Source organism: Rhizobium mongolense subsp. loessense, assembly GCF_900099775.1.
Taxonomy (GTDB): domain Bacteria; phylum Pseudomonadota; class Alphaproteobacteria; order Rhizobiales; family Rhizobiaceae; genus Rhizobium; species Rhizobium loessense.
Map to the genome: position 1 here is coordinate 66,940 of NZ_FMTM01000016.1, position 23,392 is coordinate 90,331.

Below are 23,392 nucleotides of genomic sequence, written 5' to 3' on the forward strand. Positions count from 1 at the left end.
GCGAGCATGAGTCATTCGGATAGCCTTCCAGCCTACAACCGAGATGAGGAGATACGTCATGAGAGTTCAGTTCCACCTGCCTTTGCTCACCTATCCCGACCCCAGCTCTTTTGCTCTGATCCAGAATGCCATCGACTTTGCACGGCGCCAGGAAGCGCAGCTTCATGTCAGCGTGTTCGAGGTCAAGATTCCGAGGGTGTCTCCGCCATTTCCACCCATCGTCGATGTCGATAAAATGAGCGCTGACGCAGAGCGCTCCAGCCGCGCTTGCGCTACCGCACTGATCGAAACCGTGCGAGATTATGCCCATAAGGCCGACCAGGCAGCGGCGATTTCATCATTTGAGGCGACCGAGCCGCTCGTCGGCGACAGGATTGCCGAGATCTCGCGTATTTACGACCTCTCGATCATGGAAACCTCGCCAATCACCAGTTCCGTCATCGAACGCGTTCTGTTTCAGAGCGGGCGACCGCTACTGTTGTTCCCGGCAGACAATTGTTGCGGACGAATCGATACGGTCGCAATCGCCTGGGACGGCAGCGCGACATTGGCGCGGGCGCTGACCGGCGCGCGCGCGTTCTTGGACAACGCTTCCAAAGCTGTGCTCATCTCGGTCACGGACGACAAGGCGATAGACGCCGACCTTCGCGATCGCTTCGCGACACTCATCCGCGCTGGCGGCCTTGCTGTCGAGATCGTCGATGCGCAATCGCAAGGGACACCCGTAGCAGCCAAAATACAATCCGTCGCCGCTGAATCGCGAGCAGACTTGCTGATCACTGGAGGCTTTGGCCACTCAAGACTGCGCGAACTCATTCTGGGGGGCGTGACACGATCGCTGCTTAACGGCCTAGAAGTACCGGTTCTCCTATGCCATTGAACGTCAGGCCTCCGCTTGGCAGTCAAGACAGAACCAGGCGGGCCGATAGGGGCCGGGCCGAGTTCACTGTCGGTTGCTCGATCCGCTGACGGCCTGAGCCTTCTTAAAGGAGATCCTTGCCGCCAAGCCCCACGAACTCAATGCGAAAGCCTTGAGCGCGTGCATTTTTGATAAATCGATCGGCGCTCAAGACGTCGACAACGATGCTGCCGCCGAGACAATGACCGAGAGGTTCGCATAGTTCCTTACGCACCCAGGCATCGGCGCGGGGCGAGCGGATTGAAATTTCCCATCGATCGACCGCTATCCTGTCGAGCGTGAGGTCGCAGTCGCAGTGATGCGGCACAGGACACCCTGCCCCGGCAAGCAATGCCTCGCCAGTCCGCGAGCAATTTGGACCGATCGTCATTGATACGCTCCTTTGCCTCGTTGTCACGATGTCCCGAGCCTCGCCGCAAGCCGGTCTCTCTTTGTTTTAAGTTGAAGCGTCGCGAATTGCATCGAGATCCTCGGCCTGCTCCTGCGCGCTCTTCAGCAACTCCTCCGCATATTTCTCGGCCGAGGAGATATCGGCTCCACTCAGCTTGGCATCGCGGCACTTGCGGTCGACGGCATGCCGCAGCGCTTCCATCAGGGCAGATCGCTCTTGCGGATCATGAAGGCGAAGAAGACGTGTGAGCGCCGTCACAGCGACAAGCTCGAGGATCATCATTCGGCCTTCGATTTCGCCGAGCGAGGGGATTGCCTTGCCGGGTTCACCTCCAAGGCGGTCGCGTTTGGCCCTGAGCATGGTCAGATCCTTTGTAAAGACATTCGTATAGTCTGCGGAAACTCCGCCAGCCGCTTTGATCCGCATCAACCAGACAAGAATCATGCCGGGGATAGACAGGTCCAGCGATCATGCCACCTTTTCCGGCTTCCACGCGTCACCAATTGCTTTTCTTCCCGTCAGTTCCTGCACGATCACGCGAAAGAACACGACGGTAGGCATGACTTCAAGTTCGCGGGATTGCGGTTTTGACCCACCCGGCTCCCACCAGTCGTTGTGGTCTTGAAGGGCCGCCCAGGCGCGCATTCGCTCGTCGTGCCACTCTTCGGTGTCAGGTAGCTCCTGGTATGTCCCCCGCGCAATGACGCTCGCCCAGTGGCGATCGTCCTGGAATTCATCGACCTCGATGCAGACATGCGGATTGTCCCGTATCCACTCCACCTTCTGACCAGGCAACGAGAAGCCGTAAAACCAGTTTCCAGCAAACGCATAGTGTATGGGCACGACATATGCCCAGTTGTCCTTCGTACATGCCAGTCTGCCAAGGCGGTGGCTGGAGAGGAAATCTACGCATTCCTGCCATTTCATCTCAGTGATGATCATTGAAGTCTCCTTTTTCAGACAGGCACGATGTCCTCCCGTTGCGCTGCGCACGTTGATCCGTGTCAAATGCGCGAAACCACGGAATGTGACGGCCGTATTCGGCTTTCGATCCTGTAGGCCGCAGCGCTCGCAAGGCGTTGAGGATCACGGCGACATCGATTGCCTCCTGCAGCAAGGCGCCCTGCAGGGGCAGAAGAAATCCACAGGCAGCTGCAATCATCCCGGCGATTGAAAGCCCGAGCCCGACGATCACGCTCTGGCGTGCAATGACGACCGCCCTTTGGGCGACGGTGAGCGCGTCAGCCAGAGGTTCGAGGCGGTCCACGAGCAGAACAACGCCGGCGGCCTCCGAGGATGCGGCCGCTCCCCGCGCACCCAGCGCGACACCGACGTCGGCTGCGGCAAGTGCGGGGGCATCATTGATACCGTCGCCAACCATCATTACAGGGCCGAAACGCCGGGCGGATTTAACGCATTCTACCTTTGAAGCAGGGCTTTGCTCACCAAGAATCTCCTCGATGCCAAGTGCTTCGCCGACATCCCTGGTGACCTCTGATCTGTCTCCCGAAGCCAGAATTATTCTTACGATCCCCGCATCGCGCAGTTTTCGAAGCACGGTCACTGCTTCCGGGCGCACAGGATCTGCCATAACGATCAGCCCTGCCGCAACGCCATCGACTGCAACGGCCACTACGACCTCGCCCGTACGGCGCCCGGATAGAAATGCGCGCGGACTGCCCTTCAGCACCCGGTGCTCCACGAAACCGCTGCCGCCGACGATCACGCGATGCCGGCCGACAGTTCCTTCGATCCCTGCTCCAGGGGATTCCGTGACATTGCCTGGCGGCACAAGGTTCAGGTCGCGTTCACGCGCAGCCGCGATGAGTGCTGCAGCCATGACGTGGCCAGAGGCCTGATCGAGCGATGCGGCGAGACGAAGCAATTCGTTCTCGTCGATCCACTCGGCATTTTTTATAGCGACAATGACCGCCGCACCGTGGGTGAGTGTACCCGTCTTGTCCAGAATGGCGACGCGCACGCGGCTTAAAGCTTCCAGGACGCCGCCATCTTTCACGAGGCATCCGATGGCAGCGCAACGTGAGATGCCCGACATGATGGCGACGGGAACGGCGAGGATCAGCGGACAGGGAGTGGCTATGACAAGAACCGCAAGGGCCCGGCGTGGTTCATTGGAAAGGAACCACGCCGCCAGAGCCAAAGACACACTGACAGCGAGAAATACCAACCCGTAGCGATCTGCAAGGCGAGACATGGGCGCCCTGCTCTTCTGTGCGGCTTCGACAAGACGGATGATCGCGGCGTATGTGCTTTCGGATGCCGAGCGAATTGCCCTGATATCAAAGACGCCTCCGACCGACGTGCTGCCGCTCAGGACTTCGTCATCGATACCATGTTTTCGCGGGAGCGCTTCGCCGGTCAACGCAGACTCATCGAGAAGGGCATCATCTGTGACGACGATTCCGTCGACCGGCAGAACCTCGCCTTGACGCACCATAAGGCGGTCGCCGGCCTTGATGTCTGCAATTGGGACCTCCTGCAGACGGCCGTCTTCGTATCGAAAGGCCGTCTGGGCAACGCGGCCCAGCAACGCCGTCATCTCGCGGGCAGCGCGCTGGGACGCGTATGCTTCCAGCATCTGGCCGCCGGCATACATCAGAGCAACGACATTGGCGGCAAGGGATTCGCCGAATGAAAGGGCGAATGCCATCGACAGTGCGGCTAGGATGTCCAGCCCGAAATCGCCGCGATGGAGAGACCGGAACGTCTGCCACAACAGCGCGCCGAGGACCGGCATGGTGGCGATCGTCCATACAAGCCGGGCATTGGCCGGATCCTTCGCTAGCGTAAAGATCAGCCCCGCCGAAAGCCCGAAAACCGCAACTAGCGGCAGCCACATGCGGCGGGCTTTGGAGAGAAAGGCTATCGGTCCGGTCGCTGCGTTCACCGTCATGATCCGCTTCCACCACCGTGGCATGCGCGCGAAAGCGCGGCGTTGTGTACTAGGCCTTGATCGACGACTTGATCAAAGCTGCTGCATCAGGCGCCGCATTGATCTGTCTCAACACCGCACGAAAATCGGGATCAGATGATGAACCCGAGGGTGATATTCGACGCCAAGTCAGGCGCTTATTGACCGTCTATCAGATGAAGCATGTGCGTTGCGGAGTGAGTGAGCTCGTTGGCGCACGCATTTGCGCTACATCAATGCCGGAGCTGCCGCAAACAGAGAAAATGAACTGAACGGCAGCAAAGCCGTGAGAGGAGGACCAAGACATGACTGCACAGTATTTTCTTCCGCTGGCGACCTATCCCGATTCAAGTTCCGGACTGATCGTTTCGAACGCTGTAACCTTTGCCTCGTCCTGCGGCGCAAATCTTGATGTGTGTGCGATAAGGATCGAGATTCCGCACATCCCCAACGCATGGTCTTCCTTGCTGTTGGATACCCCAAAGATGATCGAGCAGGCAGAGATATTGAGCCGCGATCGCGCGGCAACGCTGATGGCAGCCGCGACGAACCTTGGAGCAAACGCCGATATTGGACTTTGGGCAAGAGAGGTAAAAGCGAGCTTGCCCTTTCTGCATGAGACAGCGGCAACAGAAGCGCGTTTTTTCGATTTGACTATTCTCGAATGTGTTGCGGAGGTTCCCGATACGCGCAGTATCGCTGAAGCAGTGATATTCGGCTCTGGCCGGCCAGCTGTCATCTTTCCCAACAGGACCTTTGCCGGCCCGATTGATCATCTGGTCATAGCTTGGGACGGAAGCCGGGCCGCCGCCCGGGCAGTCAACGATGCCGGCCCCTTCATCCGCAAAGCCCGACGGGTTTCGGTACTGTCTTTGACCGGCGAAAAGCCGCTGCCGGAAACAAGCGGAGCGCGCCTCGCTGAAATCCTGGTCTCCAGCGGGATCAATGCAGGCGCAACCGTTGCCCCGGCTACTTCGTCATCGATCGGCGCAAGCATTCAACGGGCCGCGCTCGAGCTGGGTGCTGATATGCTGGTCATGGGGGGATTCGGACATTCGAGATTGCGAGAGTTTGTCCTCGGTGGAGCAACCGACGGCGTCTTGGAAGAGCCTCTTTTGCCTGTGCTCATGTCACATTGATAGACACACACCGTTCCGATGGCGGAAACGGCTGTGTTACGGCGTCTGCAATGACGGCGATCCCAAAAAGGTCTGCCGCGCTCTGCCGGCGGCCTTGGGCGGTTGTCGATCGATCACCAGCGCTCGGACAGGCGCTGACTGTCCTGTGGTGTCGCGCTTCCACGCGGTGGCAGCTTTTGCAAGGACTCCAACCTCGTAAGCACATCGATACTTATCCGGAAGTGGCCAAACGATCGCGTTAACTATTTCTAACGTTAGCGCCGTCGTTGCAATACTCCCGCACAGGCGGCGGCGTTCCGCTTCGCGGTCATGTTGCGGTTCTATCAAACGGATCTCTATTCCGCCAAGCTTAGGATATAGGCCGACACGTCCTGAACATCGGTCTGCGAGAGTATTATGTTCGGCATGGTTGGATGACTTTGGGCCGTGAGCCAAACGTTAAGTGCCATGGCGGTCATTCCCGGTGTCCCAGCCACCGCTTCGAAGCTGGGCGCCTCGGCAACAGGGGATCGAGTTTGACCCACAAGGACGGCATGGCATGTTGCGCATACCTCAAGCGCGAGCCGGCGCCCGTGCAGAATATCCTGTGCCCGCGCTGCCGAGACTGTTGCAAGGATGCCGGCAATGACTGCGACGGTCGCTGTTCGCATCGCAATATCCCTTTTGGATCTTTTCTGTTGAGACGACGATATGATTTGCTCACCGGCCCCCGTGCGTACGCATGATTGGCGATGGCTTCGTCACCTGTGAGTGCAGTTGCAACCATGTCGTCCTTCTTTTCGTGGGAACTTCGCTTGGTCGCAAAAGTTCCGGCCCGCGGGCTTGATGATCCATTCAATATACATTATGTTTAATTATATAATAATGCAACACGAGTCACTCTATGACGATCTCTAAAATCTCCGACATGCTTTGCGTGATGCCGCAGCCTGATATTGGCGACTTTCAGTCCTTGCGCGACCAGGGGTTTACAACCCTCATCAACGCGCGCCCGGACAAGGAGGAGGCCGGCCAGCCCGGAACTGCTGCTGAGGAACGGGCCGCCGCCCATTCGAACATGTCTTATTCCTACATACCGATCACCATGGCGACCGTCACCGAGGCAGACATCGGTGCCTTCCAGAAGGCACTGAACGATTCAGTGGGGCCGGTCGTTGCCCACAGCAAGTCGGGAACGCGCGCGCTTCTTCTCTATGCGCTCGGCGAAGTTCTAGACGGGCGGATGAAGCCGGAAGATGTGCTACCGTTCGGTCAGAAGAACGGATTCGACCTATCGGCCGCCGCCAATTGGGTCGAGAAGCGAGCTGCATCGCGCCCGCAAGTCAAGGGTTTCTTCGACAAGCGGACATGGAGCATACAATATGTTGTGTCGGATCCCGAGACCGGAGCGTGCGCGATCATCGACCCCGTGCTCGACTTCGACGAGAAGGCGGGCGCGACGGCGACGCATAGTGCCGACGCCATCCTTGAATACGTGCACAAGAACGGTTTTTCGGTGGAATGGATCCTCGACACCCATCCGCATGCCGACCATTTTTCCGCCGCCCGGTACCTGAAGGAAAAGACGGGCGCGCCGACGGCGATCGGAGAACGCGTCGTCGACGTCCAGGAGCTGTGGAAGGACATCTACAACTGGCCCGAACTCAAGACGGATGGTTCCCAATGGGATCGGCTGTTTGCAAGCGGCGAAACCTTTAAGGTTGGCTCGATCGACGCCAACGTGATGTTTTCGCCGGGGCACACGCTTGCTTCCGTCACCTATGTGATCGGCGATGCCGCCTTCGTCCATGACACCATCTTCATGCCGGACAGCGGAACGGCTCGAGCCGACTTCCCTGGCGGCGACGCACGCATGTTGTGGAGGTCCATCCAGGACATCCTCGCCCTTCCCGACGAAACCCGGGTCTTCACCGGACACGACTATCAGCCCGACGGCCGCGCACCGCGGTGGGAGAGTACGGTCGGCGAACAAAAAACGGCAAACTCTCATCTCGCCGGGGTGTCTGAGGAGGCCTTTGTGAAACTTCGCACCGAGCGCGACAAAACACTGCCCATGCCGAAGCTCATCCTGCACGCGCTGCAGGTCAATGTGCGCGCCGGCCGACTGCCCGAGCCGGAATCAAACGGCAAGCGGTATCTGAAACTCCCTCTGGACGCCCTCAACGGGGCGGCATGGTGACTGTCATGAGTGTGAAACCAAAAAACATGACGATCGAAGACATGGGCGCACGTGCGACGGAAGTGTCGGGACTTCTTAAGACGCTGTCGCATCCGAATCGGTTGATGCTCGTCTGTACGCTCGTTGAGCGAGAGTATTCGGTCGGAGAACTGGAGCAGAAGCTGGACATCCACCAGCCGCATCTCTCCCAACACCTGACGGGGCTGCGCGAAGCCGGGATCGTCGAGACTCGGCGGGAGGGAAAGCAGATTTTCTATCGTTTGACGGCAGACAAGGCAGCCCGCCTCGTCGGCGCGCTCTATGAGATTTTCTGTCAGGAGGCGGCCTGATGACTACATACCTTCCGTCTCTCCTCGGCGGGATGCTGATCGGGCTTTCGGCCGCGATGCTTCTTTTATTGAACGGCCGCATCGCCGGGATCAGCGGCATTGTCGGCCGACTAGCCTTGGGCGTTGGCGTTGCTGTCAACCTCGCCTTCGTAGCGGGCCTCGTTCTCGGTCCGCTTGTCTTTCTCGCTGCCTTCGGTCACTGGCCGACGGTCACGATCTCCGCCATATGGCCGATCATCATCGTCGCCGGGCTGCTCGTGGGATTCGGCTCGCGCATGGGCTCCGGCTGCACCAGCGGTCACGGCGTTCTCGGTCTTGCCCGACTGTCGCCGCGTTCGGCAGCCGCTGTCATCACCTTTCTGACCTCCGGTGTCGTTGCCGTGGCATTGCTGAAAGGATTCGGGCTATGAGCCGCATCGCCATTCAAACTGTCGCAGCCCTTATGTCTGGAACCGTATTCGGCTTTGGCCTTTCACTGTCGGGCATGCTTGATCCTGCGCGCGTGCAGGGATTTCTCGACGTCTTCGGGACATGGGATCCGAGCCTCGCCTTCGTGCTAGGAGGCGCCGTCAGCGTAGCGTTCGTGGGTGTCAGGCTGTCCCGTCTGATGGGTCGGCCTGCCCTCGACGACAGCTTCGACATGCCAACAAACCGCAAGATCGACGCGCCCCTGATCATTGGTTCCGCCACCTTCGGGCTTGGCTGGGGCTTAGGCGGTTTCTGCCCTGGCCCGGCGATCGCGGCTTTGCCTTTAGGATACGCGCGGACCTTCGGCTTCGTCATTGCGATGTTGGTTGGCATGGCCGCTCACGACCGGCTGCTGAGGAGACAGACGTGACGTATTCGGTTGCCTCCGCAGTAAGCTCCGGCGCGCTGGTGGGCTTCATGCTCGGATTGCTCGGCGGCGGCGGTTCGATCCTTGCGACGCCGCTCTTGCTCTACGTGGTGGGAGTATCCCAGCCGCACGGGGGATCGGAAGTGGGGGGCTTGCCGCTTCCGTCAATGTCTTTGCGAACTTCGCTCTTCCGGGCATTGGCGAATAGGGGCTCCGACACTTTCATCGTGCGATGCGGGTCGACAGAATAATGGAGGAGAGCGTTCGTTCAACGCCGTCAATTGTTCCGATCTGGTCGATCAATTGATCGAGTTCGGCGATCGATGGCGCTGTAATGATTGCGATCAGATCAAACGAACCACTTACTGAATGAAGGGTCGTCAGCTCCGGGATCTTGTCAAGGGACGAGGTCACCTGCGAAAGCGCTTTAGGAGCGATGGTGATCAGAACATGCGCCCGGACCAGACCGGCCATGTAGCGCTCGGACAACCTCAAGCCATAGCCTGCGATCACACCTTCCCGCTCCAGTCGTTCGAGCCGTGCTTGGACCGTCGTCCGAGACAGCGACAGCCGCTTGGCAAGCGTCGCTACCGGCAGGCGGGCATTCTCCGCCAGCAACGCCAGCAGGTCGCGATCCTTCTCTGTGATTTGCATCGTTCCCATCTACATTTCGCTCAATCGAATCGTCATTTTGCACAGTAATATACAGCGGAATGCTCGTTTCATAGCTATGATTCGGTCTTGCGTTGCCATCATCTACGTTCATCGAAGGCAAACGACCAGGGGACGTCTATGAAGGAAATCGTGATCATTGGGGCAGGCAAGATAGGTGGTGCGGTCGCCGCAATGCTTGCAACGACAGGCGATTACCGCGTTTTGGTGGCTGACCGTAGCGAGAGGCAGTTTTCAAGTATCGATCGTCACCTCGGGATTTGCACGGTCGTCCTCGACGTTTCGGACCGCGAAAGTCTTGTCACTGTTCTGACGGGAAAATTCGCAGTTCTTTCCGCTGCACCCTTTGATCTTACGGGATTGGTGGCCGAGGCTGCCCTGGAAGCCGGCGTGCATTATCTCGACCTGACGGAGGACGTGGCAACGACTAAAAGGGTGGAGGCGTTGGCCAAAGGCGCACGAACGGCTTTCATCCCACAATGCGGATTGGCGCCCGGCTTCATCTCCATCGTTGCCAACGATCTGGCAAAGCGCTTCGACAGTCTGGACAGTGTTCGCATGCGGGTGGGTGCCCTTCCTCAATATCCTTCCAATGCGCTGAACTACAATCTGACCTGGAGCACGGATGGGCTAATCAATGAATATATCGAGCCTTGCGAGGCGATCGTCGAAGGAAAGCTGGTGACCGTGCCAGCCCTGGAGGAGCGGGAAGAGTTTTCGCTCGACGGTGTAACCTATGAAGCCTTCAACACCTCCGGAGGTTTGGGAACCCTCGCCAAGACGCTGGAGGGGAAGGTACGCACCATGAATTACCGCACGATTCGATATCCCGGGCATCAGGCGATCATCAAGGCGTTGCTCAACGACCTCAATCTAAAGAACCGGCGCGACGTGCTGAAGGATCTGTTCGAAAACGCCCTGCCGGCCACCATGCAAGACGTCGTGGTTATTTTCGTCACTGTCTGCGGCTGGCGCGAAGGCCGCTACATGCAGGAGACTTATGCCAACAAGGTCTATGCTGGGACTGTTGGAGGGAAGAAGATGAGTGCGATCCAGATCACCACCGCAGCCGGCATTGCCACCGTTCTCGACCTTTTGTCGCATGATAAGTTGCCCAGCAAGGGCTTCGTCCGCCAAGAGGAAGTCGATCTTACAACTCTCCTGAACAACCGTTTCGGGCAGGTCTACCATCCGGACGCAATAAAAGTGAAGGAAGCTGTCTGAGACCCTGGCGAAGTGCGAGCGAAGGGTCCGGTTTTGCGGTTCGTCAACTGCTCACGCGCAATGATCGCCTTGTTGCTGTTGGCTCGAGCCGTTGGAAAGGCGCCCAGCTAGGGTTGCAGGCGTGCTGCAAAAGCGAGAAGCACCTGTCGCTGACCTTTCAGTATCTTGTGTTCGGCTTCGTCAAGCCGGAACCATCCGGCTCGATCGACCTCTGGAAATGTTCTCATTTTCCCTGATCTCGGAGGCCATTCGATCTGGAATGTGTTGCTGACAATCGCTTCGGCGTCGATATTGGCCTCAATTGACCATGCCAGCACGGTCTTACCTCCGGGCTGCCGGTATTCGCCGAGCCAGGTGAAGTTGCCTTCGATCTTGGACCCCACCTCCTCGAACACCTCCCGTTTCGCCGCCTCCAGCGGATCCTCACCTTGCTCCATAAGGCCCTTCGGGATCGACCAGGCGCCTTCGTCCTTCTGCGCCCAGAACGGCCCACCGGGATGGACCAGAAACACTTCCGGATATCCGGCGGTCTGCCGGAATATCAAAAGGCCTGCGCTACGTTTCGGCATGACAAGAGCTTCCTTGGGAGGCAGGAGCGAATATCTCGCACTCTACAAGATCCGACTGTGCGGAGTTTGAAACTCCACCATTGCAGTTTGACGAATATCATAGTTTCACTCCGCCATCGTCCTATACTCCTGTCACCGGGCAACCATTGCAGCTGCCTGCAGAGGAGTAAGAAAATGTCGCTCGAAACACGGCATGCCGACAATAGCGTCCTGACGATCAAATTTCCGATGGGTGCAAAGGGATGCAAAAGCGAGCGCAAGACCGACATCGAGCCGGATAACCTTCCCTGCACGTATGCTCGCTACCAATCTGGGCGCAGAACGCTATTTTAGATCACAGGGAGGTGTTTGCGTGTTTGAAATTCATGAAATGAACAACAAGCAATGCGTTGAGCTGCTGCAGCGAGCACATTTCGGCCGGCTTGGATGCTGCAGGGAGGCCAGTCCCTACATTGTGCCGATCTATTTCGCCTACGAAGCGAACACCATTTACAGCTTCTCGTTGGCGGGCAAGAAGATCGAATGGATGCGGGACAATCCAAATGTCTGCCTTGAGGCCGAGGAACAGGGCGGAGGCAAGGGTTGGAAATGCGTCATCGCCACCGGCAAGTTCCAGGAGCTGCCCGACATCGAGCCATGGCGCGCCCAGCGGATGCTTGCATGGTCACTTCTGCAAAAGCATAACGACTGGTGGGAAATTGGCGCCCTGAAGCCGGAGGCGATGCGCTCGGAAGCTGACACCAGCCCGATCTACTATGCGATCAACATTCAAGCGCTCACCGGCCGGTTCGCCCGGCCGCTCGAGCAGCAGTGATATCTCGACTTTCGCATGGGTTGATGGCCGCGCGACATGGCCATGATCGTATCGTCGCGGTCATCGCCTGCAAGCTTTTTTTAAGGCTGTTGGACCTCAGATCCGACAACCAAGTCGCCCATCCCGTACGAGACGCTGCGACCTGTGAGCTTGGTGATCCCGCGGCAAACCAGCACTCCTCGGCGCGCCGAGCAAGCGCATGGCAACTGTGCAAAGATGCCGACGCGCGGGCAGGCTTGGTTTCGCGTCATTGGCCTTTCAATGCCTCGCCAATTGCCTTGGCAAGCTCGGCCTGGCGGTAGGGCTTGCGCAACACTTTCAAATTCTCTCCGCCGAGCCAGTTGGAATGGACCAGTTCCTCTGCGTAACCTGAAGTGAGCAATGCCTTCAGCCCGGGATAGAGTCTTCGGGCTTCCTGACAGAGTTGGTAACCGCCTATCGCACCGGGCATCACCAGATCCGTAAACAGCAGGTCGATGTCGGGATGAGACGCCAATATGCCAAGCGCCTCCGCCCCGTTCTCCGCTTCGAGCACCCGGTAACCGAGCTGCTTCAGACGGGCAACCGTGAGGCGGCGAACACGGTCGTCGTCCTCCACGGCAAGAATGCATTCGCCATCACCAGACACGGCAGCCGCATCGGGAGGATTTGCTTCAATTGCCGCGTCCGCCATCACGTGCCTCAGCAGATAGATATTGACGGTCGTTCCCTTGCCTTCCTCACTATAGATGCTGGCGTGGCCACCCGATTGCTTGGCAAAGCCGTAGATCATCGAGAGACCAAGACCGGTGCCGCGGCCGGTGTCCTTGGTCGTAAAAAACGGCTCGAAGGCTCTCTCCTGCACGGCGCGAGGCATGCCGATGCCTGTATCGGAGACAGACAGCCGGACATAATCCCCGGGGGTAAGGCCCTCGAGGTCAACCGCGAAATGCTCGTCGATACGAGCGTTTTGAGTCTCGACCACGAGCCGTCCGCCATTGGGCATGGCGTCTCTTGCGTTGACGGCAAGATTGACGATGGCACTTTCGACTTGCGATGGGTCCACCCTGGCGAGCCAAAGGTCAGCGGCAAGACTGGTGCTGAGCGAGATTGTCTCGCCAAGCGTGCGGTGGAGCATTTCCGAAAGACCCAGAACGAAGGTATTCAGATTGACGACCTCCGGTTCGAGATGACTGCGTCGGGCAAATGCCAGAAGTCGAGATGTCAGGCGAGCGCCCAGTTCGGCGGCATCGAGAGCCTCCTGTGCGAGTTCGCGCTGGTCTTTCGTGGTTAGTCGCGCCTCGAGCATCTCCAGATTGCCGACGATCACTGTCAAGAGATTGTTGAAGTCGTGGGCGATGCCGCCGGTCAGCTGCCCCATGGCCTCCATCTTCTGGGCTTGGCGCAAGGCCCGCTCGGTCGCCTTGTGCGCCGACAGGTCATGAATAATCCCGGTGAAATGGCGTTCACCGTCGATCTGAAATTCGCTGACAGCCAGATGCATTGGAAACGTGCTGCCATCGCGGCGACGTCCGGTCACTTCGCGGCCTATCCCGATGATTTTGCGGCGTCCGGTCGCGAGATAGTTGTTGATGTATCCGTCGTGCTCCCGATGATAGGGCTCCGGCATCAGAAAGTTGACATTACGGCCGAGGAATTCGGACTGCTCATAGCCGAACAGCTTTTCGGCCGCAGGGTTGACGGTGGTTATGTGGCCACGGCTGTCAATCGTGATAATTGCGTCAAGCGCCGACTGCAAAATTGCCCGAAGCTTCGATGCCTGCCCAGCCAGTGACGGTTCGAGGTCGTCTGCCATTCGGGTCCAATCTGAATTTCCAAAAAAAGCAGCCGGAGCTTAACTTCCCCAGTTGATCGAGACAATAATTAACAGCTTTTACGACAAAGCCTTCGATGTGGACGGTTTTCCGACAAGCTGCAGCGTCGATCAATGCTCGCCTCGAGGCAGCCCTGCTGGCGGGCACGTTGCAATCGCCTGGCAAGGATGAGGTCGTTGCTGAAGTCTCGCTGTCTTAAGAAGTAGCCGATGTCTCACCCCGCAGTGGTTGCAGTTCACCTGCACGATGCCGGCGTTTCGCTCAGTTCTGTCAGATGGGGAAATCTTGGAGTTGGCTCGTCGTGGCGAAGGAGACGGGGCAGCCGGATGTTTGACGCAACGCAATGCGTCAACTCGGTGTTCGTTTTATTCTAAGCCCAGCCTCCACTGATGGAGGGCAACTTCAAAGGAGGAGACATCCAATGTCACTGTTCAAATTGTCGACCATGGCGGCCCTGTTGACCGCTTTTGCGGCCATCGGTGGCGGCATCGCTTGCGCGCAGACGCAAGACCCTCATCATCCCGAAGCGGCCAACGGGGCGGGTCAGGACCAGGCGATCCAGCCGGGAGGACCAGGGACGATGCCTCGCGGAATGATGGGTCGAGACATGATGCCGTCCGGCATGATGGGTGGAATGGCGATGGGGCCTATGCGTGGTCATATGATGAAGATCATGTTCGCCATCGCTGACGCAGATGGAGATGGCGCGCTTTCCTTCGAGGAGGTAACCGCGATCCACAAGCGGATCTTCGACAAGGTCGATGCGAACAGGGACGGCAAGGTCACGCCCGAGGAGATGCAGGGGTTCATGCGGCAATAAATAACGCCCCACTGCGACAGCAAAGGCGTGCACGAGGTCCGGGTCTATATTGGCGCACGCCGGCGCGCAGATTTGCACGGAGGCAATTGCCCCTGTTTAGCGCTCGGGCGCGGCTGGACTTCAGCCGCGCCCGAGCGCATGTCATCTCAAGCGACGAGATCGAAGCGATCGGCGTCCATCACCTTCGTCCAGGCTGCCACGAAATCGTGCACGAACTTCTCTTGCGTGTCGCTCTGACCGTAAACCTCGGCAAGCGCCCTAAGCTGAGAATTCGAGCCGAAGACGAGGTCGATACGAGTACCGGTCCACTTCAGCTCATCCGTATTGCGGTCGCGACCCTCGAACACATACTTTGATCCTGGAGCCGCCTTCCAAACCGTGCCCATGTCGAGCAGGTTGATGAAGAAGTCGTTGGTGAGCGCTTCAGGGCGCTTGGTGAACACGCCATTCTGGGACTGTCCCGCATTGGCGTTCAACACACGCAGGCCGCCGACAAGAACCGTCATTTCCGGCGCGGTCAGCGTCAGCAATTGCGCCTTGTCGATCAGCAACTCCTCGGGCGAAATGGAATATTCGCCCTTCTGATAGTTGCGGAACCCATCGGCGATCGGTTCGAGAACGGCAAAGGAGGCCACATCGGTTTGCTCCTGCGTCGCGTCGGTGCGGCCGGGTGTAAACGGAACCTCGACGTGATGACCGCCGTTCGCTGCCGCCTTCTCGACGGCCGCTGCGCCACCGAGCACGATGAGATCTGCAAGCGACACCTTCTTGCCGCCAGGCTGGGCATCGTTGAACGCCTTCTGAATGCCTTCAAGGGTGTCGAGCACCGTTGCCAGCTGGGCCGGCTGATTGACCTCCCAGTCCTTTTGAGGCGCAAGACGGATGCGCGCGCCATTCGCGCCGCCGCGCTTGTCGGAGCCGCGGAAGGTCGAAGCCGAAGCCCAGGCGGTCGACACCAGCTGGGAGATGGGCAGTCCCGATGCGAGGATCTTGTCCTTGAGATCGGCGATATCCTGCGTATCGATCAGGACGTGATCAACGGCGGGAACCGGATCCTGCCAGATCAGTTCTTCTGCGGGAACCTCCGGGCCGAGATAGCGTGCCCGCGGGCCCATGTCGCGGTGGGTCAGCTTGAACCACGCACGGGCAAATGCATCGGCGAACTGATCCGGATTTTCGAAGAAGCGCCTCGAAATCTTTTCGTAGGCAGGGTCGAAGCGCAAGGCAAGGTCCGTGGTCAGCATGGACGGCGCGTGACGCTTGGACTTGTCGTGCGCGTCCGGTACGGTAGCAGCACCCGCACCGTGCTTCGGCGTCCACTGATGCGCTCCGGCCGGGCTCTTCGTCAGTTCCCATTCGTAACCGAACAGGTTCCAGAAGAAGTTGTTGCTCCATTTCGTCGGTGTCGTGGTCCAGGTGACTTCGAGACCGCTGCCGATGGTGTCACCGCCCTTGCCCGTTCCGAAGGTGCTTGTCCAGCCGAGGCCCTGTTCCTCGATGCCAGCCCCCTCGGGCTCTGCGCCGACATGTGAGGCGTCGCCTGCGCCATGCGTCTTGCCGAAGGTGTGTCCGCCTGCAATGAGCGCAACGGTCTCTTCATCATTCATGGCCATGCGCGCGAAGGTCTCACGAATGTCCCTGGCGGCGGCAAGCGGATCGGGATTGCCGTTCGGTCCTTCCGGATTGACGTAGATGAGGCCCATTTGTACGGCGGCGAGAGGGTTTTCGAGGTCTCGTTCGCCAGAGTAGCGCTTGTCGGCAAGCCAGGTGTCCTCGGCGCCCCAGTACACGTCCTCTTCGGGCTCCCATACATCCGGGCGACCGCCGGCGAAGCCGAACGTTTTGAAGCCCATCGACTCCAGCGCAACGTTGCCGGTGAGGATCATGAGGTCGGCCCAGGAGATCTTGTTGCCGTATTTCTGCTTGATCGGCCATAGCAGCCGGCGCGCCTTGTCGAGGTTGACATTGTCCGGCCAGCTGTTGAGCGGTGCAAACCGCTGCTGACCGGCTCCCGCGCCACCGCGCCCGTCACCAGTACGGTAGGTGCCCGCGCTATGCCATGCCATGCGTATGAAAAGCGGGCCATAGTGACCGAAGTCCGCCGGCCACCAGTCCTGCGAATCAGTCATCAGCGCGAAGAGATCCTTCTTCAGGGCTTCCAGGTCGAGCTTCTTGAACTCCTCGGCATAGTTGAATCCCTTGCCCATAGGGTCGGATAGCGAGGAATTCTGATGAAGAATTTTGAGATTCAGCTGGTTCGGCCACCAGTCCCGGTTCGACCGCCCGCCATGGGCCGTATGTGTATGGGCAACCGGACACTTGCCCGCGGTCTCGACTTTTGAATCCATGTTTTTATCCCTTGCGATTACTTGTACTGGGTGACCCAGCGGAAGACGGCCTGCAGGAAAAGAGCTTACGACGTTAGGCGTTGCGGATATCTAGACATCAACACGCTACAGGCCGCCGTCGATCACAAACTGGTTCGGACAGCGGCCGCATCTCCTCTCTGCTTCGGGCACTATATCCAAGCTGCTTCATTAATTTAAGTTGGATTTTCTGATCGCAGCGATAAGGTGAGGTTATGACAAATTTGACACTCAAGCAGCTTCGCTATTTTGAGGCGCTGGCCCGACAGGGCCATTTTGGACGCGCGGCAGATGTCTGTGCGATTTCCCAGCCCGCCTTGTCCATGCAGATCAAGGAACTGGAAGAAACGCTGGGGACAGAGCTCTTCGAAAGAGGCGCGCGTCAAGTCCGGCTGACCAGCTTCGGGGAAGCCTTTGCGCTTCGCGTGCGCGACATCTTGCGTTCTGTTGATGAACTGGCAGACCTCGCACGCGCTTCGCAGGACCAGCTGGTGGGCCGGCTGCGGATAGGCGTGATCCCGACGGTCGCGCCCTACCTGCTGCCTGCGATCATCGGCAACCTCACCCGCATAAATGACGGGCTTGAGATCCACGTGCGCGAGACGTTGACCTCCAAGCTGGTTCATGAACTGGCGGAAGGCAGGCTCGACACTGCAATTGTCGCTTTGCCGGTATCGGAACCTTCGTTGACCGAGGTTGCGTTGTTTTCGGAGAAGTTCGTTCTGGTCCGTCCAAGCGAGGATGAAGGTAAGCCTGTACCCAACCGCGAGGCCCTGCGTGAAATGAGGCTGCTTCTACTGGAAGAGGGTCACTGTTTTCGCGATCAGGCTTTGTCGTTTTGCAACGTTCATTCGGCGCTGCCGCGAGAGCTGCTGGACGGCAGCTCTTTGTCGACGCTGGTCCAAATGGTCAGCGCCGGTATTGGCGTCACTTTGATCCCCGAAATGGCCGTGGGAGTCGAGACGCGCTCGGCGTCAGTCTCCGTCGCTCACTTTCAAAGCGTTCAACCCTCACGAACGATTGGCATGATATGGCGCAAGACGAGCCCCTTAGCCCAACAGTTCTTGAAGGTTTCTGAAATCGTTCGTCAGTCAGCCGATGCGATGCGCAAGCAATACAAATCGAGCATCGTGGACGTGGGTGGCGCGTAATAACTGGCTCCCGGCGCCATTATTTGGGTACGCCATGTGCCTGACCTTCATCCTTGACTTCCTGCGGCGTGGGCGTGGGGATAACGCCATGATCCGGGGCCCGCACATCCTGCCCGATCGAACCATCCGAACCTACTGGACGCTCACCTTGACGGCCGGCACGTCTCGTGTCTCGCAGGGTTGTTGCCTCGTCGATGAGGGCGGCCAGTTCCTCGTCGGACAAGTTGGACAGGTCAAAGGTCTTGGTCATCATTCTCTCCTGGCAGGCTCAGTTTCTACGATGGTAAACGCACAACTTCGTGAAACGACTCAACGGCGGGAAGAAATCTGACGGCGCCAGCACGGCCGACCAGGCGAAAAAGCCAAGTCCACCCCCCTAAGCTCCCGCCGTCGAAGAAGATGCGGCAACATGGCAATGCATTATCCCGGAACTGATGTGCCATTCTTTGAAAGAACGACGAAACCCTCTGACGAGCCGTGGCATCGACGTCAGCCTTTGCGTGTTCCTGTGCATGGACGGCCGTCGCGCGAGGAGTGCCGACTAGATGCACTTGAGAAATCGATCGGTTTCCGTCAGCTCGAGCTGCACTGAAAATCGCTCGCCCAGGAGTTCCAATGACGCCTCATGCGATTCATCTGCACCGCTACAGACAGCGTCCGTCAATAAGATGACCCGGTAGCCGAGATCGATTGCACCCAGAACCGCAGCCAATACGCAGACGTCCGTCTCGCCACCGCTGATGACAAGGGTCGACACGCCCTCTTTGGCAAGCGTCGCATGGAGCCGGCCACAGATCCAAGGTGAGTAAGTGGCCTTGTCGAAGACCCGAGCAGGCGGGACAAGGCGGGCAAGCGAAGGGACAAGTTCGATCAGACCCGGCGGCAGCTGCTTGCGCGTCATCATCCACCATTTCTCATAATAGTGTTGCCAAGTGCCCGGCATGTCGGCTGCGTTTTCCGGTGGAATAAATCGGGTAAAGACCGTCCGCTCGGCATGAATGCCTGCGACCTCCTCAACCAGCGGCAAGGTGCGTTTCATCCATTCGACGTGCCATGGCGTCGCCTCGAAGAACAGGCTCTGCATGTCCACGCACAAGTGACGCCATTCGCCAAGACTGTGCATATGCTCGCTCAGCGGCGTCACTCCTTGCTAATTTCCTCTAGGATTAATCGCAGCTCAGTGATTGGCAGGCGGTTTTCGTCGAACAGCTCGACGGACAGCATGTGGACGGGGGTTTCGGGCAATCCGCCGGCGGCAGTCTCGGTAAGAGCGTCGCGGGCTTCGGCCTTTGCAGCCTGCACCCCATCAAACTCGCGGCTCGTCTCTGCCAATTCCCCTTTCGCGCCGACGACCCTGTAAAAGTATTTCATCTGACCTCTCCATGGGTTGTCAGTGAAACACTTTCCAGGAGCGCTGGTTCCGCGTGAAACGTGATGCCTTTGGACAATCATGCCGAAGACGACGGGCAGTCGGGTCGTCTCGCAGAGGTTTTTTCGTTCCGCATCTCGGTGAGCGATGGGCTTGTTATCAGCTGATCGGAACATCCCGCGCTGCGTCGCGTTCAGGTTTGTCACTTACCCCTACCATAGGAGAGCAGAATGGCTGCAAAGACGCTAAACGACCTGTTCGTCGACACGTTGAAGGACATCTACTTCGCCGAAAAGCAGATCCTCAAAGCCTTGCCGAAGATGGCGCGCGCGGCGCAATCGGAGGAAGGCAAAGCAGGCTTCCTGAAACACCGTGACGAAACGGAAAGTCAGATCGAGCGGCTCGTGCAGGTGTTCGAGATCATCGGCAAGCCCGCTCGTGGCAAGACCTGCGAGGCGATCCAGGGCATCATCGCCGAAAGCGAAGAGATCATCGAAGAGTTCAAAGGCTCTGCCGCACTCGACGCGGGATTGATCTCTGCGGCCCAGGCCGTCGAGCATTATGAAATCGCCCGCTACGGCACGCTGATCGCCTGGGCCAAGCAGCTGGGTCTGAAGGACGCGATCCCTCTCCTTCAGGCAAGCCTCGCGGAAGAGGAAGCAACCGACAAGAAGCTCACCCAGCTTGCGCAAACTTCGGCAAATGTGAAGGCAACGAAGGCTGCATGAGTCATTATTCTTGGAGGGCCGCCATTCCGGCGGCCTTCCAGCATGCCCCGCGTCGGCCCTGGAGGGTGCTCTTTCATTCCACCAGGCCCGGGCGGGACATTTATTCGCGACGACCATTTGTTCTGTCCAAACGCAATCCGTGTCACGCGGTCGCGACAGGATGGGGAACGCAGCGCGTTCGGCATCGTCAGGCGCCATCGAAGCCCTGATCGAGACCGCAAGCTGTCACGGCAAAGACAGCAGCTGCGCAAGTGTGACCGGTCGGAGAGCCCGCGCATCAACGCCGACATCATATTGCCGGGGCATCGGTTTCAGCCGACCATGCGAATGCCCATGAAGGTTGATCGAGTTCTTGCCCATCTTGTGCCAAGTCCGGAACGGAAAATGACATAGCACGAGAAGATGCTCGTCTGTAACGAGCTCGGCATAATGCTGAACGCTGGTCCAGTTCTTAGCCTTCGTTGTCGTCTCGGGATCACAGTTGCCAATAATCAAGTGCTTGCGGCCGTTCAGAATCGAAAGAAGGCGATCGCAGTCGCCCCCTTTCGCCGACATGAAGTCGCCGAGATGCCAGATGTCGTCGTCTTTTCCGACGATGGCATTCCAGTTCCTGATCAGCGCAACGTCGTGCTCTGCCAAATCGGGGAACGGCCGGCGATCGATCCGCAGCACACGTGGATCGGCGAAATGGGTGTCACTCGTAAAGTAGATCATGACTGGAACAATGGAGCGGCGGCGGCCAGAGTCAAAGTGCCCAGCAAAAAGCCAGCGACGGGCAGTATCGGCACGCGCCTTTTCAAGGCAGGGGGCGTCAGTTTCCCGGACGACAAAACAGCAAAATACAGCCGTCGGACTTAAAGTTCCTGACCTTTCGGTGGGTTCATAAGAGACGTTTTTCAAAACGATCAATTATCCATATCTTCTGGATTTGCAGAGGCACCTCACCCTAGTTAACCTTGCGATTGTGGATCATATCTCCATGATTGCACGGATGATTATACCAAGACGGAAAACAGCAGAGCTCGTCGAGCTACCTCAATAACAATCCAGCGGTCGCCTTGCTCGGGCCTCGACAGGTGGGGAGAACCATCCTCGCATTGGAGGTCGGCGAGCAACGGCCGCCTATCTATCTCGATCTCGAATCCGACGCGGATCGTGCCAAACTCGCCGAGCCGGAACTTTATCTTGCCGGACACGAGGACAAACTCGTTATCCTCGACGAGGTCCATCGCGCTCCGGACCTGTTCCAGAACCTACGCGGCCTGATCGACCGAGGGCGGCGGGGGACTGCGCAGCGGCCGTTCCTGTCGCATGGCTCGGCCTCCATCGATCTCCTGAAACAGTCTGGCGAGAGCCTGGCCGGTCGGATCGGCGATCTGGAACTCGCACCGATCGGCGGCCTAGAGGTCGAAGCCGGCGAACTCAACAAGCTAACAACTCGCAGGCGGTCGCGAATGATGTTCGCGTGAATTCTGTCGCTATTTCAGGATTTCATCGACACGTCTGGCGAACCTGTCGATCGTATCCGATGGCGGTCAATCGCATGTTCGATCATCTGCGGGACAGACATCAGCTCGCCGCGGTCACGCGAGAACGCAACGCATCCATAGTTCCCGACCGTAAAAGCAGGAACTCCAGGCGGCCTGTCAACAGACATCCGGAGCGGCAAAATAGCGGAGCACCAGTGCCGCCACTGTTCCGCCTGTCAGCTTAGGCCTGTTTTGCGCCCATCTGTGTTTGTGGTACTCTACAACCAAAATTCGCAACTGATGAGGCTTTACATCGGCCCCTCAATGCTTGACCGGATCGGACTGAAGGCATACGGCGTGGCCGCCCAATCATCCAGCTTCGTGTGTGTTCTTCGGAGTTCGTGAATGGAGTCGCTCATGATCAGTCGCCTATTATTTGTTACTTTGCTCGCACTCGCAACAGCGGTTTGTCCGACGCGAGGGGAGGCCGGGCCGAGTTCTGCGTCCGCCGACGGTGCAGCCGTTCCGACAGTCTCTACCACGACACCACGGAATGTGGTCACGGCAGCGCGACATCAACAAAAGGCAGGGCGATTTTTCATTGAGTTCCGTTCCCGCTATGCCCTCAGCTACGGCCACACCTACGTGATTTTTGGGCGTATGGGCAAGACGGGCAACATAATTGATCGCGAAGTGGCCGGTCTGCACCCGGCTTCGAATAGTGCAGTACCATATATCTTGGGCCATTATATACCGGTGCCAGCCGAGACTGGGGAGAGCGACGGAGACCTGGATGACCGGTACAGATCGGCTAGCTGGCGCGTTACACTGAACGAACAGGAATACAGGAACGTTGTTGCTTACATCCGCAAGCTGCAGGCCACTTCCCGCTTCTGGCAGGCGACAGTCAGTAACTGCAATGCCTTCGTCGGGAAAATAGCACGTTCCATGGGGTATAAGACGCCCGGCATCTGGCTCCGCCCGCAGCAGTACGTTATCAAGCTACGAGAGATGAACGGGGGGCCGAATGCAGTCGGCTACACCGGGCCTCCAGGTTAGATTTTGAGAAGACCACTGTATCTACGCGTTTTTCAGCCGACAGAGTCGCGGCTGTTCTCGGCGCATTTCCTACAGATGTCTGCTCCTTTGCGATCACGTATTCTTCTTCAGGAATATGATCCGAGGTGAAATCGAAGCGGGCTAAGGCAGCTTAGGAGCCGTCGCCTGCAGAGCAGCGGCAATTCCTCGCGGCCGCTGGTTTATTCAGCGAACGACGCAGATGACAACCCGAGCGCACGGCGATAGTCGGCCCGAGACGCTGCTCTCCTTACCTCAGAGACTCATCGACGGAGCAAAAAAGCAACGCACTCTGTTTTCGCTGGGAAAAAGGCAGAAGTGATAGGCGCCATCCGGCGACTTTCTTCTTTCGGCCTGCGGGATCGAAAGGACGTGCTTGCGCGTGACCAGGCGATGATCGCCAAGCAGAAGCGTTATTATGTATCCGCTATCACCAGGACGCACAGTTTCCGACGGAAGCCTTTGGCAATCGCCTCTCTTGCCGTCACCGTCACAGCAGAAGGGCTCGTAGGTGTAGCCTAGCCCGATGGCGCTTGATGAGCATGAGAGAGGTTAGCCACCACGATCATAATCCCCGCAAGTAGCATTCGCATGG

Annotated in this window: 26 protein-coding genes and 1 pseudogene; 14 read left to right on the forward strand and 13 right to left on the reverse strand. The window is 58.3% G+C overall.

The features are described 5' to 3' along the window. The first annotated feature begins 58 nt into the window (after nt 1-58). Nucleotides 59-880 carry a universal stress protein gene (locus BLP23_RS30085; RefSeq protein ID WP_092588368.1) on the forward strand — a complete coding sequence of 274 codons (822 nt, stop codon included), beginning with the start codon at nt 59-61 and terminating at the stop codon, nt 878-880. Nucleotides 881-983: 103 nt separating this feature from the next. On the opposite strand, the gene BLP23_RS30090 is transcribed toward BLP23_RS30085, so the two are convergent. The 4 genes from BLP23_RS30090 to BLP23_RS30105 all read right to left on the reverse strand — a co-directional run bounded on the left by BLP23_RS30090 (nt 984) and on the right by BLP23_RS30105 (nt 4,224). Next, nucleotides 984-1,289, reverse strand: coding sequence for a hypothetical protein (locus tag BLP23_RS30090; RefSeq protein ID WP_092588369.1), 306 nt, complete (start codon nt 1,287-1,289; stop codon nt 984-986). Nucleotides 1,290-1,355: 66 nt separating this feature from the next. Further along, nucleotides 1,356-1,670: a hypothetical protein gene (locus BLP23_RS30095; protein WP_139187140.1), complete on the reverse strand. Its 315-nt coding sequence runs from the start codon at nt 1,668-1,670 to the stop codon at nt 1,356-1,358. Between the two features lie 108 nt (nt 1,671-1,778). Then, complete coding sequence (locus BLP23_RS30100) at nt 1,779-2,252, reverse strand: pyridoxamine 5'-phosphate oxidase family protein (RefSeq protein WP_092588371.1); 474 nt, start codon at nt 2,250-2,252, stop codon at nt 1,779-1,781. Continuing rightward, nucleotides 2,239-4,224 (reverse strand): heavy metal translocating P-type ATPase, encoded by a 1,986-nt coding sequence (locus BLP23_RS30105; protein ID WP_092588372.1) that lies wholly within the window; start codon nt 4,222-4,224, stop codon nt 2,239-2,241. The genes BLP23_RS30100 and BLP23_RS30105 overlap by 14 nt, the downstream gene beginning before the upstream one ends. Before the next feature lie 323 nt (nt 4,225-4,547). On the opposite strand from BLP23_RS30105, the gene BLP23_RS30110 reads away from it, so the two are divergent. Continuing rightward, entirely contained in the window at nt 4,548-5,381 is an 834-nt protein-coding gene (locus BLP23_RS30110) for a universal stress protein (protein WP_092588373.1), read from the forward strand. A gap of 335 nt (nt 5,382-5,716) precedes the next feature. On the opposite strand, the gene BLP23_RS35175 is transcribed toward BLP23_RS30110, so the two are convergent. Then, a complete protein-coding gene (locus BLP23_RS35175; RefSeq protein ID WP_092588374.1) occupies nt 5,717-6,031 on the reverse strand; it encodes a c-type cytochrome in 315 nt (104 codons plus the stop codon). 233 nt (nt 6,032-6,264) lie between these two features. Here BLP23_RS35175 and blh point away from each other — a divergent pair, with 233 nt between their 5' ends. The 5 genes and pseudogenes from blh to BLP23_RS30140 all read left to right on the forward strand — a co-directional run. Beyond that, on the forward strand, nt 6,265-7,560 hold the full coding sequence (gene blh, locus BLP23_RS30120) for a bifunctional sulfur transferase/dioxygenase Blh (RefSeq protein WP_092588375.1): 1,296 nt from the start codon (nt 6,265-6,267) through the stop codon (nt 7,558-7,560). A 5-nt stretch (nt 7,561-7,565) separates the two neighbouring features. Beyond that, on the forward strand, nt 7,566-7,889 hold the full coding sequence (gene bigR, locus BLP23_RS30125) for a sulfite-sensing transcriptional repressor BigR (protein ID WP_233426865.1): 324 nt from the start codon (nt 7,566-7,568) through the stop codon (nt 7,887-7,889). Continuing rightward, a complete protein-coding gene (locus BLP23_RS30130; RefSeq protein ID WP_092588377.1) occupies nt 7,889-8,299 on the forward strand; it encodes a YeeE/YedE family protein in 411 nt (136 codons plus the stop codon). The genes bigR and BLP23_RS30130 overlap by 1 nt, the downstream gene beginning before the upstream one ends. Further along, nucleotides 8,296-8,727 carry a DUF6691 family protein gene (locus BLP23_RS30135; protein ID WP_092588378.1) on the forward strand — a complete coding sequence of 144 codons (432 nt, stop codon included), beginning with the start codon at nt 8,296-8,298 and terminating at the stop codon, nt 8,725-8,727. The genes BLP23_RS30130 and BLP23_RS30135 overlap by 4 nt, the downstream gene beginning before the upstream one ends. A gap of 47 nt (nt 8,728-8,774) precedes the next feature. Then, a pseudogene (locus BLP23_RS30140) lies at nt 8,775-8,911 on the forward strand (TSUP family transporter); the annotation flags it as partial. A 35-nt stretch (nt 8,912-8,946) separates the two neighbouring features. On the opposite strand, the gene BLP23_RS30145 reads toward BLP23_RS30140, so the two are convergent. Continuing rightward, nucleotides 8,947-9,378 carry an Lrp/AsnC family transcriptional regulator gene (locus tag BLP23_RS30145; protein WP_092588415.1) on the reverse strand — a complete coding sequence of 144 codons (432 nt, stop codon included), beginning with the start codon at nt 9,376-9,378 and terminating at the stop codon, nt 8,947-8,949. 138 nt (nt 9,379-9,516) lie between these two features. On the opposite strand from BLP23_RS30145, the gene BLP23_RS30150 reads away from it, so the two are divergent. Beyond that, nucleotides 9,517-10,620 (forward strand): saccharopine dehydrogenase family protein, encoded by a 1,104-nt coding sequence (locus BLP23_RS30150; RefSeq protein WP_092588379.1) that lies wholly within the window; start codon nt 9,517-9,519, stop codon nt 10,618-10,620. A gap of 107 nt (nt 10,621-10,727) precedes the next feature. On the opposite strand, the gene BLP23_RS30155 is transcribed toward BLP23_RS30150, so the two are convergent. Continuing rightward, entirely contained in the window at nt 10,728-11,189 is a 462-nt protein-coding gene (locus BLP23_RS30155; protein ID WP_092588380.1) for an NUDIX hydrolase, read from the reverse strand. A 352-nt stretch (nt 11,190-11,541) separates the two neighbouring features. Between BLP23_RS30155 and BLP23_RS30160 the strand changes: the two genes are divergently transcribed. Further along, nucleotides 11,542-12,003: a pyridoxamine 5'-phosphate oxidase family protein gene (locus BLP23_RS30160; RefSeq protein WP_233426866.1), complete on the forward strand. Its 462-nt coding sequence runs from the start codon at nt 11,542-11,544 to the stop codon at nt 12,001-12,003. A gap of 247 nt (nt 12,004-12,250) precedes the next feature. Here the strand turns inward: BLP23_RS30160 and BLP23_RS30165 are convergent, their stop codons facing one another. Next, nucleotides 12,251-13,798, reverse strand: coding sequence for a PAS domain S-box protein (locus BLP23_RS30165; RefSeq protein ID WP_092588382.1), 1,548 nt, complete (start codon nt 13,796-13,798; stop codon nt 12,251-12,253). Between the two features lie 440 nt (nt 13,799-14,238). Here BLP23_RS30165 and BLP23_RS30170 point away from each other — a divergent pair, with 440 nt between their 5' ends. Continuing rightward, nucleotides 14,239-14,637 carry an EF-hand domain-containing protein gene (locus tag BLP23_RS30170; protein ID WP_092588383.1) on the forward strand — a complete coding sequence of 133 codons (399 nt, stop codon included), beginning with the start codon at nt 14,239-14,241 and terminating at the stop codon, nt 14,635-14,637. A 146-nt stretch (nt 14,638-14,783) separates the two neighbouring features. Here the strand turns inward: BLP23_RS30170 and katG are convergent, their stop codons facing one another. Then, nucleotides 14,784-16,985 carry a catalase/peroxidase HPI gene (gene katG / locus BLP23_RS30175; protein ID WP_092588384.1) on the reverse strand — a complete coding sequence of 734 codons (2,202 nt, stop codon included), beginning with the start codon at nt 16,983-16,985 and terminating at the stop codon, nt 14,784-14,786. Between the two features lie 233 nt (nt 16,986-17,218). Here katG and BLP23_RS30180 point away from each other — a divergent pair, with 233 nt between their 5' ends. After that, a complete protein-coding gene (locus BLP23_RS30180; RefSeq protein ID WP_092588385.1) occupies nt 17,219-18,154 on the forward strand; it encodes a hydrogen peroxide-inducible genes activator in 936 nt (311 codons plus the stop codon). 19 nt (nt 18,155-18,173) lie between these two features. Here BLP23_RS30180 and BLP23_RS30185 read toward each other — a convergent pair whose 3' ends face one another. From BLP23_RS30185 to BLP23_RS30195, 3 genes are all read right to left on the reverse strand, one after another. Further along, nucleotides 18,174-18,407, reverse strand: coding sequence for a hypothetical protein (locus BLP23_RS30185; protein ID WP_233426867.1), 234 nt, complete (start codon nt 18,405-18,407; stop codon nt 18,174-18,176). Nucleotides 18,408-18,695: 288 nt separating this feature from the next. Continuing rightward, nucleotides 18,696-19,277: a cysteine hydrolase family protein gene (locus BLP23_RS30190; RefSeq protein ID WP_092588416.1), complete on the reverse strand. Its 582-nt coding sequence runs from the start codon at nt 19,275-19,277 to the stop codon at nt 18,696-18,698. A gap of 17 nt (nt 19,278-19,294) precedes the next feature. Further along, on the reverse strand, nt 19,295-19,525 hold the full coding sequence (locus BLP23_RS30195; protein WP_092588387.1) for a DUF6894 family protein: 231 nt from the start codon (nt 19,523-19,525) through the stop codon (nt 19,295-19,297). A 228-nt stretch (nt 19,526-19,753) separates the two neighbouring features. On the opposite strand from BLP23_RS30195, the gene BLP23_RS30200 reads away from it, so the two are divergent. After that, a complete protein-coding gene (locus BLP23_RS30200; RefSeq protein WP_022713077.1) occupies nt 19,754-20,251 on the forward strand; it encodes a YciE/YciF ferroxidase family protein in 498 nt (165 codons plus the stop codon). A gap of 225 nt (nt 20,252-20,476) precedes the next feature. On the opposite strand, the gene BLP23_RS30205 is transcribed toward BLP23_RS30200, so the two are convergent. Then, nucleotides 20,477-20,965 carry a metallophosphoesterase family protein gene (locus BLP23_RS30205; RefSeq protein WP_092588388.1) on the reverse strand — a complete coding sequence of 163 codons (489 nt, stop codon included), beginning with the start codon at nt 20,963-20,965 and terminating at the stop codon, nt 20,477-20,479. Nucleotides 20,966-21,327: 362 nt separating this feature from the next. Between BLP23_RS30205 and BLP23_RS30210 the strand changes: the two genes are divergently transcribed. Together BLP23_RS30210 and BLP23_RS34815 are read left to right on the forward strand one after the other, a co-directional pair. Continuing rightward, entirely contained in the window at nt 21,328-21,720 is a 393-nt protein-coding gene (locus BLP23_RS30210) for an AAA family ATPase (protein ID WP_233426868.1), read from the forward strand. 405 nt (nt 21,721-22,125) lie between these two features. Continuing rightward, nucleotides 22,126-22,779 carry a hypothetical protein gene (locus tag BLP23_RS34815; protein ID WP_407691819.1) on the forward strand — a complete coding sequence of 218 codons (654 nt, stop codon included), beginning with the start codon at nt 22,126-22,128 and terminating at the stop codon, nt 22,777-22,779. The last annotated feature ends 613 nt before the right edge of the window (nt 22,780-23,392 follow it).